Below are 12,370 nucleotides of genomic sequence, written 5' to 3'. Positions count from 1 at the left end.
ACGTGGCCTGTGGCCGGATTTCGTGCCGGGTTTCCTGCCCGCTTTAGGGCCAGGACCCTTCTTCCTCGTGGCAGATCAGCATTTCGCGGATTTCGCAGCCCCGGGGCTGGTTCAGCGCGAACAGGATGGCCTGGGCGGTGTTGGCGGGATCGTTCAGGCGTGAATCGTCCTGCGGCTTGTACTGTTCGGTGCGGTCATCGAAGAATCTGGTCTTCATGCCGCCGGGGATGATGGTGGTCACGCCGATCTCGCCTCCGGTTTCGGCCGCCAGGGCGTGGCTGAAACCCACTACTCCGAACTTGGAGGCGCAGTAGGCGGTGGCATCGGCCACGGCGCGTTTGCCCAGCGTGGAGGCGACAGTGATGACGCGGCCGTGGGTGTCCTTCAGGTAGGGCAGCGCGGCGCGCACCACGGAGACGGTGCCCATCAGGTTCACCCCGATGACCTTCTCCCATTCGGTGGCCTCCACGTCGGCGAGCTTGCCGCAGCGGTCAATGCCGGCTGCGGTGACCACGCCGTCCAGGCCGCCCACCGTGTCAGCTGCCTCGCGGACCGCCGCTTCCACGGCCGGCCGGTCGGCAACGTCCACTTCGAACGCCTTTACGCCGGACACGCTGCTGATGTCGCGGTCCAGCACCACGGGCGTCCCGCCGGCCTTCAGGACGGCTTCGACCACGGCGGCCCCCAGTCCGGAAGCACCTCCGGTAACCAGTACGCGTCCGGGGTTGTTGGCATCTGCAGTCATGGTGTTCCTTTCAACAGGGATCAGAATCTTTGGGTGCCGTGCCGTTGTATGGCTTGGTGCGGCACTGGTTGGGGATTGTCAGCCCACCTTGGCGAGGGCATCGGCCAACCCGGTGGTGGACCGCGCCGGATGGTAGGGAACAGTCACGCACCGGCCGCCCCAGCTCTCCACGAGCTCCGCTTCAGGCAGCCGGGAGCCTTTGTAGTCCCCGCCCTTGACCCAGAGGTCGGGACGAAGCCGGTCCAGGGCAGCTTCCGGGGTGTCCTCGTCGAACACCATCACGGCGTCCACGCACTCCATGGCCAGCAGCAATTCGGCCCTGTCCTGCTGGCTGATGATGGGCCTTTCCGGGCCCTTGAGCCGCCGGACCGAGCTGTCCGAGTTCAGGCAGACGATGAGGCAGTCGCCGAGTTTCCGGGCGGCGGCCAGCGAGCGCACGTGGCCGGCGTGCAGCAGGTCGAAGCAGCCGCCGGTGGCCACCACCGTTCCACCGTTGCCGCGGACGGCGCGGGCCAGCAGCAGCGGCTCGGCGGAACGGTGGAGCGGCGTCGGGCCGTCCTCGGGTTGTGCCGCCGGCGCACCGGGTGATGCCGGGGTGTACCCGCCGCCTTCCCGGGGCAGGCCGTGGCCAGAGCCCCGGTCAGGCAGGGCGGCGACGCCGCCGGCGCCCAGGAAGTCGGCGGCATCGTTGACGGCCAGCTCCGCTGCTTCGGGCAGGGCGCTGCCGGCCAGGAGGTGGACTGCAAGGCCGGCCGCCAGGCGGTCACCTGCCCCGCAGGGATCCCCGGCTTCCACCCGGGGCGCCGGAACATCCAGTGGGGACACGCTGTCGCGCTGCAGGAGCACTGCCCCTTCTGCCCCCTTGGTCACCAGGACCGCGGCGCTCTGCCAGCGTTCAAGCAGGATGCGTCCGACGACGGCTGCCGGGCCGCCGGGGGCGCCGTCACCTGGAGCGGAGCTCGCGAAAGCGGCGGCGGCTTTGGTGGCCTCCGCCAGGTTGGGCGTCACCACGGCGACTCCCGGCACCGGATCCGGCCCGGATGGATGCGGGTCCCAGATAACGGGCACTTCCGCCGTGCGCCTGGCAAGCAGGTGGCGGAGCTCCGGGTTGGCTGCCATGCCCCTGCCGTAGTCGGCCACAATGATGGCACCGGCTTCCTCCACGGCCCGGAGCATGCCAGCCGATATTCCCGGTACCGGTGGCTTGCCGCACCCCTGGTCCACCCGGACCACCGCCTGCGAGCCGGCCCGCACCCGGGTCTTCACCGGCGTGGGGTGGCCGCTGGGGCCGGAAACTACCCGCACGCCCTCGAGGTGGTCGCGCAGTTGCCGCCCGGCGTCGTCATCGCCGAAGACCGTCACCAACGTGACGGGCCAGCCTTCCCCGGCCAGCATGCGCGCCACCAGCCCGGCGCCGCCGGCGCGGCTGCGGATCCCGTAGACGTCCACCACCGGGACGGGCGCATCCGGGCTCAGCCGGGTGGCCTCGCCGGAGAGGTCCACGTCCAGCATCACGTCGCCCACCACCACGATCCTCATGGCCGGCCATCCTGCTGGAGCGTGCTGGCGGGGTGGCGGCGGGCCACTTCCAGGTCGAAGGCGCGGCAGACGGCGTGCAGGGCGATCAGGTGGCCCTCCTGCGCATTCGCATTAAGGGCATCGATCATCACGGCCTCATCGCAGGCGGCAGCCAGCGGGTTTGGCCCGGCACCGGTCAGAGCCCAGGTGGTGATGTTCAGGCGGGACGCGGCCTCCGCGGCCCGCAGCAGGTTGGGGCTTTTCCCGCTGGTGGACAGGAGGATCAGCAGGTCGCCGGAGCGGCCGTGGGCGCGCACCTGCCGGGCGAAGACGTCGTCGTACCCGTAGTCATTGGCGATGGCCGTGATGGCCGATGTTTCCGCGTGCAGGGAGATGGCGGAGAACGGGACCCGCTCGCCGTCGAAGCGTCCCACCAGTTCGGCGGTGAGGTGCTGGGCTTCGGCGGCGGACCCGCCGTTCCCGGCGGCCAGCAGCCGCTGCCCGCGGAGCATCCGCTGGGCCAGCTCCACGCCCCAGGCGGCGAGCCGGCCGGACTGGCTGCGCAGGGATTCCAGGGCGGGAACCACGTTGTCCAGGTGCAGCCGGACGGCGTCGGCACTGGCGGAATCCACGTACGCGGCGCCGGGAAGCACCGCCGGGAGCGCCGGTGCCATGGCCAGGTGCGCCAGGTCGATGTCGCGGAGGGATGATTCAGCAGTCACAGTGCCGCTCCTTCCAGGGGGATGGCTGCCGGGCCGGCGGCACCAGCTGCGGCCCCCGCCACCGCCAGCTTGTAGGCCTTTTCGGATTCCGCGGCCACCCGGTCCCACGAATAGCGGGCACGGGCGCGCCGCTGGCCGGCGTTGCCGAGTTCAGCGCGCAGGGAGGGGTTGCCGAGCAGCATGGCCAGGGCTGACGCGATGGCTTCCGGGTCGCGGGGCGGGACGTGCAGGCCTGTGCCGTGGTCCACCACCGTGTCCCGCAGCCCGCCCACGGCGGCGGCCACCACCGGCACGCCGCACGCCATCGCTTCGAGGGGAACGATGCCGAACGGTTCGTACCAGGGGGCGCAGACCACGGCATCGGCGCTGCGGAAGATGCCGGGCATGTCCCCGCGGGGTACCTGGCCTTCCATCACCACCTGGTCCTGGACGCCGAGTTCTGCGGCGAGGCCCAGCAGCCGGCGCACCTCGGGGTCCGAGTGAAGGGTGCCCGAGTCCCCGCCGCCGCCCACGATGAGGAGTTCGACGTCGGCAAAGCCCGCTGCGCGCAGGTGCGGCAGGGCGCGGATCACCAGGTCCACGCCCTTGCGCGGCACCAGCCGTCCCACTGAGAGGATGCGGTGGGACCGGGGCTTGGCGTCCACCGGCCCGTCCGGCCCGAAGACATCCAGGTCCACGCCGCAGGGTGCAATGGAAATCTTTCCGGTGTTGATGCCCATGGCTTTGAGCTCAAACACCTCGTCCGAACAGGTGGCGATGATCCGGTCCGCGGACCGTCCGACGCCCGGTTCAAGCCAGCGGCGTTCCTGCGGGCTGGTGTCCTCGGCGCCCTGGTGCCGGCGCTTGACCGTGCCCAGTGCGTGGAAGGTCTGGATGACAGGGACCCGGTAGCCGGAGCCGGCCCGGCGGGCGGCGTCCAGGGCGGCCAGGCCGGACATCCAGAAGTGTCCGTGGACAACGTCCGGGGGCCGGTGGTCCCAGTCCCGGGCCACGCCGTCCGCCAGTTCGCCCATGAACGGCAGAAGTTCGTCCTTGGGAACGTGCCGCGGAGGGCCGGCGTCCACGTGCACCACGTCAAAACCAGGCCCCACCGAAACCCGGGCGGGAAGCTCCGTCGCATCCCTGCGGGTATACACGGTGACCTGGTGTCCGCGCCTGGCCAGCGCTTCGGACAGTGCTGCAACGTGGACGTTCTGCCCGCCGGCGTCCACCCCGCCCAGGGCGGCCAGCGGGCTGGCGTGCTCGGAAATCATCGCGATTTTCATGCGCTCTTCCTTTCTTGCGCCGAAACAGGGATCTGCCCGTCCGGCCGGCGGCGGGCCGACGGCCTGCGCCCGAGATCTGCCAGGAGCCCATCCCAGCTGTCCTGGAACTTGCCCAGGCCGTAGCGGGCCAGTGCGGCCTCGCGCGCGGCAACGCCCCGCCGTCGTGCTTCTTCCGGGTTGGCCACCAGCTTGCGCGCGCACCGGAGCAGCTCCTCGATGTCCGCGGACACCGCTCCGGCTTCGGGCGGGACTGCCCGGGGAGCTTCGGTGGCGGCCAGCACCACCACGGGCATGCCCAGGTGCATGGCTTCCAGCAGGGACAGCCCCAGGGACGTCCAGCGCATGGGGTGCAGGTAGACGCGGCAGCGTGCCAGCTCGCGGTGGAGTTCCTGCGTCTTCAGGTCACCGCGGGGGGTAAGCCGTTCCGTCCCGATGCCTGCGGCGGCTGCCAGCCCCTCGGTCTTCATCCCGAACACCTGCAGCGGCGCCACCTCGGCGAAGGCGGGCAGCAGGTCCGTGCCCGTCACGCGGCCCCGGCGAACGGGCTCGTTGACCACTACGCCCAGGTCCGGGAGTTCGCCGGTGTACAGCTGCCCGGGGTCGGGTATGCCGTGTTCGATCACGGTGGAGACCGCGGACCCGTTGTCCCACGCGAGCCGGTTGAAGTGGGTCACGTGCACCAGGGGGATGGTGTTCTGGTCCGCCAGCGGGTGCCGGGTGAAGGGGAAATCACCCTTGGGCGTGTTGTGCTCCACAAAGACCGCGGGCAAGTCCACGCCGGGGGTCCGGCCGAGGACCTGCGAGACTTCGCTGATTTCTTCCGGGCGTTGGAGCACGACGGCGTCAACGGCGTCTGCGTCCAGCGTCGCCAGGTCCACCTCCCGCACCGTGTCCGGCCAGTTCCGCCCGGCGCGGCCCAGGCCCCACGGGCCGCCTTCGGGCAGGACGGGGAGCAGGTACTCGTGCCTGCCGCGGACGAAGGCGTCCGTCCAGGATCCGTGGACATGCCAGAGCAGGATTCTCATCTGTTGCGGGCCTTTCTACGGGTGCTGACGTGGGTGCTGAGGGAGCTCACGCCGCTGATCAGGCGTTCAACGGCTGCCACCACTTCTTCGGGGGAAACGGAGTCCAGGCAGGGGTGGCCCGGGACGGGACAGATGCGGGCACGGGTCAACCTGCAGGCCGCGTTCTGGTCTCCCAGCAGCTCCAGCGGCACCCCGTAGGGTGCCCAGCGGACGGCCGGGACCACGGGGGAAAAGAGGCAGGCCACCGGCGTGCCCACAGCTGCCGCCAAGTGGGCGGGGCCGGTGTTTCCGGTGACCACGGCATCGGCGCCGGCCATGACGCCGGCGAGCGTATGTACATCGGTCCGGCCGCCGAGGTCCAGCGCGGAGGGGCCGGCCACGGTTGCCGTCAGCGAGGTTTCACCGGGACCGCCGGTCACCACCACGCGGTGGCCGGCACCCTGGAGGAGTTCGACGGCGGCGGCATGGTGGAGCGGGGGCCAGGCCCTGGCCGGAACGGCGGCGCCCGGGTGGACCACCACATACGGTCCTTCTCCCACGAGGTCCTGCACATCCGGGCCGGGAGTGATGCGGAGCTTGCCGTCGTCGCCCTGGGGCAGCCTGAATCCTGCGGCTTCGGCGATGCCCAGCGCCCGCTCGGCTTCCGGCTGGTCTTCGGGGAAGTCCTCGCCGGGTTTGAGCCGCACATCGAGCAGGGAGCCCGCAAAGTCCGTGGAGGCGCCCGTGATCCGCTCGACGCCGGCCAGCCGGAGCAGGAGTGCCAGCGGCAGCGGGGACTGATGGAAGGAGGTGAGTATGACGGCTTCGGTAATCCTGGAGTTGCGCACGTATTCGATGAGGCGGTCCGCGTGGGGGCCCGTCATTTTGGGTGCAGGGTTCATGATCCACGGGCTGTCCCAGCTGTAGACCTCCGCGGCACCGGGCAGGATTCCCGCGGCGGCTTCGCCCTGCCGGCCGCAAAGCATCACCACATGGTTCGCGCCGCTGCCGTCCGGGACCCGGCCGTTGGCGACTGCCCGCACGGCCAGTCCGGCCAGGAGGACATCGCCCATGCTGTCCAGCCGCGCCACCAGGACCTGGCCCATTACGGCGCCTCCCGGAGCAGGCCGACGGCGCCGGCCAGGTCGCGGGCCACCAGCCGGGCGGCGGCCACTTCCTCGGCCCTGGTCACCGGGGTGGGAACCAGGACGCCGGTGGCCCCGGCCGCCTCGGCGGCCAGGACGTCGGCGCCGATGTCGCCGATCAGGACAGCCTCTGATTCGTCGATGCCCAGCTTCCTGCAGGCGCTGTGGACCATTCCCGGTGCCGGTTTGCGGCAGGAGCAGTTGTCCTGGTCCGAGTGCGGGCAGACTTCCCACACGTCGAAGGGGCCCAGGAGTTCTTCCACCCTGGCATTGACGCTGGCAACGTCGTCCTCGCTGATGAGTCCACGGGCAATGCCGGACTGGTTGCTGACCACGCCCGTGGCGATGCCGCGGGCACGGAGGGCGTCCAGCACCTCCCTTGCACCGGGCACTGGCCGTACCAGGGCCGGGTTCCCGTTGTAGGGAACATCGACCACCAGGGTGCCGTCCCGGTCGAACAGGACGGCGCGGATCTTGGCAGTTGCGGGGCTTACCATGTCACTCCTGTTCCCTCCTGCTGCCGCTCCTAAACAGGCCAACGTCGCACCGGGAGCCGGACAGCAACGTGTCCGGCCCGCTGAACAGGCAAGATAGGAAATCGGTGGTGTGGTGCGCCCCGGCCCTGGCGGGGTGCGAAGTCAGTAAATTCCGCTCAGGGCGTCGACGGGCGGCCGAAGCCGCGGCGCCGGGCACGTTCCGGCTGCGAGTGCCGTGCCCGTTGGGCCTGCGCCCGCCCCAAGGAAGCCGGGGTGCCGGGGCACCCGCCGGATGGTTCGTCGAGCCGGGAGCTGTTTTCGAGGCGGTGCTGGAGTTCCACCAGTACCCGGGCCAGCCGGCGTGAGACCTGCATTTGCGACATTCCCAGCCGCTTACCCAGTTGCACCTGGGTTTCCTCGCAGAAGTAGCGGCGGTAGAGCAGTTCCCTGTCCGCCGGGGCCAGGTCATGCATGGCGTCGCGCAGGCAGGCCAGTTCCTCCAGCCGTTCCAGGGGCGTGTCCGGGCAGGCGAGCATGTCACCTATGGAGGGCGCATCCGAGTTGGGGTTGACCGCATCCAGGGAGTCCGGGTGCATGCTGCTGGATGCCGACATGGCTTCCTGCACTGCCGCCGGGTCTGTTTCCAGTTCACCGGCGAGCTCTTCCACGCTGGGGCTCCTGCCCAGCGCCTGGGTCAGTTCCGGCTCGGCCCTGAACAACCGGGTGCGCAGATCCTGGATGTTCCGCGGCGGGCGGACCACCCAGGTCCTGTCGCGGAGGTACCTCTTCAGTTCCCCGGTGATGGTGGGGGCGGCGTAGGCAGGAAAGCTCTCGCCCTTGGACCTGTCGAAACCGCGGGCGGCCTTGACCAGTCCCAGGTAGGCCACCTGGTTCAAGTCCGCCCGTTCGCGGCCGCGGGCTTCGAAACGCGCGGCCAGTGCTTCGGCGAGGTCCAGGTAGCCCAGCACCAGGTCGTTTTCGAATGTCTCCCGCAATTGCCCGGACCTGGCCTGGGAATCGTGGGGTGAGGCGGTTTTTTGAATCGGCGTCGACTGAACCTCATGGATGTATGGTGAGTCCACGGCTGCTGGAGAGAAGGATTCTGGCATTGACGTTGGTTCCCTCGGGGATGGTTCCGAAAGCCTGCGGCAAGACTTAGAAGCAGCAAATCATAAGCCTGCTTATAAAACAATCCTTCTCGGCGATAGGCTCGTCTGGTACGCAGTTCCTCCACTGTGCGTCAGGAGCACCCTCATGCGGATTGTCATCACCGGGGCGAGCGGAAACGCCGGCACGGCCCTCCTGCGGAACCTGCAGGGCCAGCTCACCAGGAAACCGGGAAGCCTCCAGCTCGCCGGAATCAGCCGCCGCCTGCCGGATACCAGCCAGGCCCCGTACGCAGGGGTGGACTGGCACACCCTCGATGTGGGGCTGGAGCAGCACCGCCAAAAGCTGGCAGCAGCGCTGGAAGGAGCTGACGCCGTCGTCCATCTGGCGTGGCAGATCCAGCCCAACCGGGACCTGGAGCAGCTGTACCGGACGAACGTCGTCGGGACCAGGCATGTACTGGACGCCGCCCGGGCCGCGGGGGTCAAGCAGGTGGTCTGCGCTTCCTCGGTGGGCGCCTACAGCAGGTCGTCCAAGGACGGGCGCCGGGATGAATCCTGGCCCGTTGAGGGAATGCAGGGCTCCCATTACAGCCGGCACAAGGCTGAGCAGGAAGCGCTGCTGGACCGGTTCGCAGAGTCCGAGCCCGGCATTGCCGTGGCCAGGCTCCGCCCGGGCCTGATCTTCCAGGGCGACGCCGGCAGCGAAATTGGCCGCTACTTCCTGGGGCCGGTCATTCCACGGCTGCTGCCCGGCAGGCTGCGGATCCCGCTGCTGCCTGCGCCGGACAACCTGGTGTTTCAGGCGGTGCATGCCGACGACGTGGCCGAGGCCTATTGGCGCGTGGTGGACCAGAGGGCCAGCGGCGCCTTCAACATTGCGGCCGAACCGGTCCTCGATCCCCAGGAGCTGGGCCGGATCCTGGGCGCCAGGAGAATCCTCCCCGTGCCCATGTGGCTGCTTCACCGGGCCGCCGGGCTGGCGTGGCGGCTGCGGCTTCAACCCACCGATTCGGGATGGGTGGAGATGGCCGCCGGAGCACCCGTGATGGATACCCGGCGGGCGCAGCGGATTTTGGGGTGGGAGGCAAAGACTTCAGCGGCGGATGCAGTCCGGGAAGTGTTGGACGGCATGGGAACGGGGAAGGGAGTAGCGCCCTCCCCCGTGCTGGAACCGCGAAGCGACCCGTAGTCGCGACGGCTCCCCGGCGCCTAGATTCCGTCGCGCGGATTACGCTCCGCACGCCGGGCCTGGTCAGCGCCGGAGTCTACGGCGCCGCCGGGCTGACGGTCCCGTTCCAGGCGCGGATCCGGCTCGCCGGGGCGCCGTTCATCAGCAAGGGTCCCGCCGTCGGCACCGGGAGCGCCCTGCCCGGCCACCGGCCCGGGCGAGTCAGCCTCGCGGCTGCTCCCCGCGTGGTCGCCGTACACCGGGTCGCCGTAGATCCGGTCATCGCGTGCACTGTCACGGCCGGTTGCAGCCTGGCCGCCGAACGCCCGGTCATCGTGCGAATGGGTTGTGTGTGCCTGGCCGTCCTGAACGCGCTCATCGTGTGCGTGGCCGGCTGTTCCGCTGGCCACGTCAGACTGGTGCGTACGCTGCGCGCCGTCGTCGGCCCTGCGGCCCCGCCGGCCGGCGTCGGTGGTGACATCGGGATCTATCTCGTCAGCCTTGCGTGTGTGATCGGCAACCTCGTTGCGGAGCGAACCTGCCTCACGGGCCTTTTCATCGGCTTCCTGGCGAAGGCGTGCGGCGTTGACCTGCGCCTGCTCGGCGTCAGCGCGTGCGCGGGCGGCCTTGGCCTCACGCTCGCGGGCATCAATTTCCTTGGTTTCCGCTTCCCTGCGGATTTCTGCCGCTTTTTCGCGGTGTTCCTGCTCGCGCTTTTCCTGGACGGCCTTCCGGCGCCGCCCGCTCATCAGCAGGACAACAATCAGTAACACCACAACGACGGCAATGATTATCCAAATCCATGGAGCTGTTTCCACGCTACCCACCACTTTCCACTTCAGATGTGACCGGGCAGGCCCTCGCCGTCCGGCTGACATTCAGGGTTCGGTTAGAACTCGTTTACGAAGGGTACTTACCTTTCATTAGTAATCATGCTTATCATTTTACGGCCAGTATTGCTGGTTCTTGATCAACAACCGGCCTTCTTGGAAAGAGAGATGGAAGATGACAGAGAACCAATGGCCTGAGGACCCCAACGCGGTTCCCCCGGCCAATACAGGAATTCCCAGCGAGCGGACTGCAACCACGTTCCCCACCACCACAACTCCACAGACGCCTGCACCCGGGACGGGCGGATACCAGGCAGACGGTTACCAAGCCGGCAATCCGTCCGGCGGTTCGAAGACTGACGCAGCAAGGTCGGAGGCCTCGGATGTGGCAGGCCAGGCAACCTCCGCGGCCAAGGATGTGGCGCATACGGCGAAGGAAGAAGCCGCCAACGTCGCGGCCGAGGCAAAGACCAACGCCAAGGACCTGATGAACCAGGCGAAGACCGGCCTCACCAGCGAGGCAGGTGCCCAGCAGCAGAAGGCCGCGCAGGGGATCCGGAATATTTCCGACCAGCTGCACAGCATGGCCACCGCCCCGGAGCAACAGGGTGTGGCGAGCGACCTGATCCGGCAGGCGGCCGAGCGCAGCTCTTCCGTCGCTTCTTGGCTGGAAAGCAGGGAACCCGGTGACCTGTTGGGCGACGTGCAGCGGTTTGCCCGCAACAAGCCCGGCACATTCCTCCTGCTTGCGGCAGGCGCAGGCGTCTTGGCCGGCCGGCTGACGCGCAGCCTCACGGCCGGCGCCCCCGAGGCTTCCTCCGGCACCGGCACGTCCGGCACCCCGGGCAGGCACTCCGGCGGACTCCAGTACTCGGGAACCGGATATGGCGACCAGTTCAGCGAGTCCTACCCGCCGGCCGGCGGTACCGTCCCGCCCCCGCCGGTGCAGCTGCCCGGCCCGGCGACCACCACGGCAGGGTACGACGGCGGCGCTCCCGGCAGCGGATATCCGGAACCTGCCCGCCCGGCCAGCGGGCTGGACAGCCCCCAGTTGGTTGAAGAGCCTTGGTCCGGAAACAGGATCGCCGAAGACCCCGTCTACGACCGCGAGCTCGCGGATGACCCCCTGGCCAACGACCCACGCACCCGCGACCGGTCCGCGGACGGCGAGTCCGGCAGGTTGTGATGAGTAGCCAGATTCCTGAGTCGCCGAACGTGGCGCATCAGAAGGCGGACAACGCCTCCCTGGGGGATCTCCTTGGTGATGTCACCCGGGACTTGTCCACCCTGATGCGCCAGGAAGTCGAGCTCGCCAAAGCCGAACTCAAACAATCCGCCACCCGCGCCGGCAAAGGCGGCGGCATGCTCGCCGGCGCCGGCGTCGCAGGCCACTTCGTCCTGATCTTCCTGTCCCTGGCCCTGATGTTTGCCCTCGGCGCCTTCATGCCCCTGGGCTGGGCCGCCGTGATCGTCGCCGTCATCTGGGCCATCACCGCCGCCATCCTGGCCAGCATCGGCCGCAAGAACCTCAAAGAAATCAAGGGCCTGCCCCAAACCGGCGAAACCCTCGCCGAAATCCCCCCGACCCTCAAACCAGGTGAGGTAAACCGATGAGCGAGAACCCCGACGCAATCCGAGCAGACATCGAAGCCACCCGCGCACGCCTCGGCACCAACGTCGACGCCGTCGCCGACAAAGTCACCCCCTCGAACATCGTCCACCGCCAAACCGACAAGGTCAAAGACGCGGTATCAGGGGTAAAGGAGAAAATCATGGGAGCAGCAGACCACACCACCACCCGAGTGCAGGACACGTTGCACCACGGTGCACAAAGCAGTGCCGGACACACCACCAACGCCCTGCACAGCACCGGCGAAAGCCTCCACGACGCCAAAGACAACGTCGCCTCCACCCTCTCCGACGCCGGCCACACCGTCGCCGCCACACCGGACCGGGTCAAAGCCAAAACCCAGGGCAACCCCCTCGCCGCCGGCCTCATCGCCTTCGGCGCAGGCATGCTGATCTCCTCCCTGATCCCCGCCAGCGACAAAGAACGCCAAGCAGCAGACCAGCTCAAAACCGCCGCCGAACCCCTCACCACCGAACTCACCGACGCCGCCAAAGGCATGGTCCAGGACCTCAAAGAACCAGCCCAACACGCCATGGACAACGTCAAAACCACCGCCACCGACGGCATCGAACACGTCAAAACCGACAGCCAAGACGCCGCCACCGACGTCAAAGACCGCGCCACCACCGCCAAAGACACCATCCAAAACACCTAGGCAGGCGCGGCAACTGCACGTCATTCCGTAGGCAACTGCATTTCACGACAGGCCGGCCCCGCCCTCCCGCGGTGCCGGCCTGTCCGGTTGGCCCCCCTGACCG

The 12,370-nt window shown here is 68.8% G+C and carries 13 protein-coding genes; 4 read left to right on the top strand and 9 right to left on the bottom strand.

Annotated elements, in window-relative coordinates:
• Positions 1-43: 43 nt before the first annotated feature.
• The 8 genes from ACHL_RS02840 to ACHL_RS02805 all read right to left on the bottom strand — a co-directional run bounded on the left by ACHL_RS02840 (position 44) and on the right by ACHL_RS02805 (position 7,984).
• Positions 44-745, bottom strand: coding sequence for an SDR family oxidoreductase (locus ACHL_RS02840; RefSeq protein WP_015935797.1), 702 nt, complete (start codon positions 743-745; stop codon positions 44-46).
• 78 nt (positions 746-823) lie between these two features.
• The gene (locus tag ACHL_RS02835) at positions 824-2,284 is read right to left on the bottom strand and encodes a PfkB family carbohydrate kinase (protein ID WP_015935796.1); all 1,461 of its coding nucleotides are present in this window, start codon (positions 2,282-2,284) and stop codon (positions 824-826) included.
• The gene (locus ACHL_RS02830) at positions 2,281-2,985 is read right to left on the bottom strand and encodes a D-sedoheptulose-7-phosphate isomerase (protein WP_015935795.1); all 705 of its coding nucleotides are present in this window, start codon (positions 2,983-2,985) and stop codon (positions 2,281-2,283) included. Before ACHL_RS02830 ends, ACHL_RS02835 begins: the two co-directional genes overlap by 4 nt.
• Positions 2,982-4,250, bottom strand: coding sequence for a glycosyltransferase (locus ACHL_RS02825; RefSeq protein WP_015935794.1), 1,269 nt, complete (start codon positions 4,248-4,250; stop codon positions 2,982-2,984). Before ACHL_RS02825 ends, ACHL_RS02830 begins: the two co-directional genes overlap by 4 nt.
• On the bottom strand, positions 4,247-5,275 hold the full coding sequence (locus ACHL_RS02820; RefSeq protein WP_015935793.1) for a glycosyltransferase: 1,029 nt from the start codon (positions 5,273-5,275) through the stop codon (positions 4,247-4,249). The genes ACHL_RS02825 and ACHL_RS02820 overlap by 4 nt, the downstream gene beginning before the upstream one ends.
• Positions 5,272-6,360, bottom strand: a complete 1,089-nt coding sequence (locus ACHL_RS02815; protein ID WP_015935792.1) for a glycosyltransferase family 9 protein — start codon at positions 6,358-6,360, stop codon at positions 5,272-5,274. Before ACHL_RS02815 ends, ACHL_RS02820 begins: the two co-directional genes overlap by 4 nt.
• Entirely contained in the window at positions 6,360-6,896 is a 537-nt protein-coding gene (locus tag ACHL_RS02810) for a D-glycero-alpha-D-manno-heptose-1,7-bisphosphate 7-phosphatase (protein WP_015935791.1), read from the bottom strand. Before ACHL_RS02810 ends, ACHL_RS02815 begins: the two co-directional genes overlap by 1 nt.
• Positions 6,897-7,051: 155 nt before the next feature.
• Positions 7,052-7,984 (bottom strand): sigma-70 family RNA polymerase sigma factor, encoded by a 933-nt coding sequence (locus tag ACHL_RS02805; RefSeq protein ID WP_015935790.1) that lies wholly within the window; start codon positions 7,982-7,984, stop codon positions 7,052-7,054.
• A gap of 145 nt (positions 7,985-8,129) precedes the next feature.
• On the opposite strand from ACHL_RS02805, the gene ACHL_RS02800 reads away from it, so the two are divergent.
• Positions 8,130-9,173, top strand: a complete 1,044-nt coding sequence (locus tag ACHL_RS02800) for an NAD-dependent epimerase/dehydratase family protein (protein ID WP_015935789.1) — start codon at positions 8,130-8,132, stop codon at positions 9,171-9,173.
• A 20-nt stretch (positions 9,174-9,193) separates the two neighbouring features.
• Here the strand turns inward: ACHL_RS02800 and ACHL_RS02795 are convergent, their stop codons facing one another.
• The gene (locus ACHL_RS02795) at positions 9,194-9,970 is read right to left on the bottom strand and encodes a hypothetical protein (RefSeq protein ID WP_083341342.1); all 777 of its coding nucleotides are present in this window, start codon (positions 9,968-9,970) and stop codon (positions 9,194-9,196) included.
• A 187-nt stretch (positions 9,971-10,157) separates the two neighbouring features.
• On the opposite strand from ACHL_RS02795, the gene ACHL_RS02790 reads away from it, so the two are divergent.
• The 3 genes from ACHL_RS02790 to ACHL_RS02780 are packed head-to-tail and all read left to right on the top strand — an operon-like array spanning position 10,158 to position 12,267.
• Positions 10,158-11,168 carry a hypothetical protein gene (locus ACHL_RS02790; RefSeq protein ID WP_015935787.1) on the top strand — a complete coding sequence of 337 codons (1,011 nt, stop codon included), beginning with the start codon at positions 10,158-10,160 and terminating at the stop codon, positions 11,166-11,168.
• Positions 11,168-11,596, top strand: a complete 429-nt coding sequence (locus tag ACHL_RS02785; RefSeq protein ID WP_015935786.1) for a phage holin family protein — start codon at positions 11,168-11,170, stop codon at positions 11,594-11,596. Before ACHL_RS02790 ends, ACHL_RS02785 begins: the two co-directional genes overlap by 1 nt.
• On the top strand, positions 11,593-12,267 hold the full coding sequence (locus ACHL_RS02780) for a DUF3618 domain-containing protein (protein WP_012630789.1): 675 nt from the start codon (positions 11,593-11,595) through the stop codon (positions 12,265-12,267). The genes ACHL_RS02785 and ACHL_RS02780 overlap by 4 nt, the downstream gene beginning before the upstream one ends.
• Positions 12,268-12,370 lie beyond the last annotated feature (103 nt).

Origin of the sequence: Pseudarthrobacter chlorophenolicus A6, assembly GCF_000022025.1 — a bacterium.
GTDB lineage: Bacteria > Actinomycetota > Actinomycetes > Actinomycetales > Micrococcaceae > Arthrobacter > Arthrobacter chlorophenolicus.
This window is presented reverse-complemented; position numbering and strand designations above follow the sequence as displayed.

Excerpts from the sequence above, each read along its gene's own strand:
- ACHL_RS02820 (WP_015935793.1), bottom strand. The coding sequence starts at position 5,275 with ATGAGAATCCTGCTCTGGCATGTCCACGGATCCTGGACGGACGCCTTC.
- ACHL_RS02825 (WP_015935794.1), bottom strand. The coding sequence starts at position 4,250 with ATGAAAATCGCGATGATTTCCGAGCACGCCAGCCCGCTGGCCGCCCTG.
- ACHL_RS02835 (WP_015935796.1), bottom strand. The coding sequence starts at position 2,284 with ATGAGGATCGTGGTGGTGGGCGACGTGATGCTGGACGTGGACCTCTCC.
- ACHL_RS02780 (WP_012630789.1), top strand. The coding sequence starts at position 11,593 with ATGAGCGAGAACCCCGACGCAATCCGAGCAGACATCGAAGCCACCCGC.
- ACHL_RS02785 (WP_015935786.1), top strand. The coding sequence starts at position 11,168 with ATGAGTAGCCAGATTCCTGAGTCGCCGAACGTGGCGCATCAGAAGGCG.
- ACHL_RS02815 (WP_015935792.1), bottom strand. The coding sequence starts at position 6,360 with ATGGGCCAGGTCCTGGTGGCGCGGCTGGACAGCATGGGCGATGTCCTC.
- ACHL_RS02810 (WP_015935791.1), bottom strand. The coding sequence starts at position 6,896 with ATGGTAAGCCCCGCAACTGCCAAGATCCGCGCCGTCCTGTTCGACCGG.
- ACHL_RS02800 (WP_015935789.1), top strand. The coding sequence starts at position 8,130 with ATGCGGATTGTCATCACCGGGGCGAGCGGAAACGCCGGCACGGCCCTC.
- ACHL_RS02805 (WP_015935790.1), bottom strand. The coding sequence starts at position 7,984 with ATGCCAGAATCCTTCTCTCCAGCAGCCGTGGACTCACCATACATCCAT.
- ACHL_RS02790 (WP_015935787.1), top strand. The coding sequence starts at position 10,158 with ATGACAGAGAACCAATGGCCTGAGGACCCCAACGCGGTTCCCCCGGCC.
- ACHL_RS02840 (WP_015935797.1), bottom strand. The coding sequence starts at position 745 with ATGACTGCAGATGCCAACAACCCCGGACGCGTACTGGTTACCGGAGGT.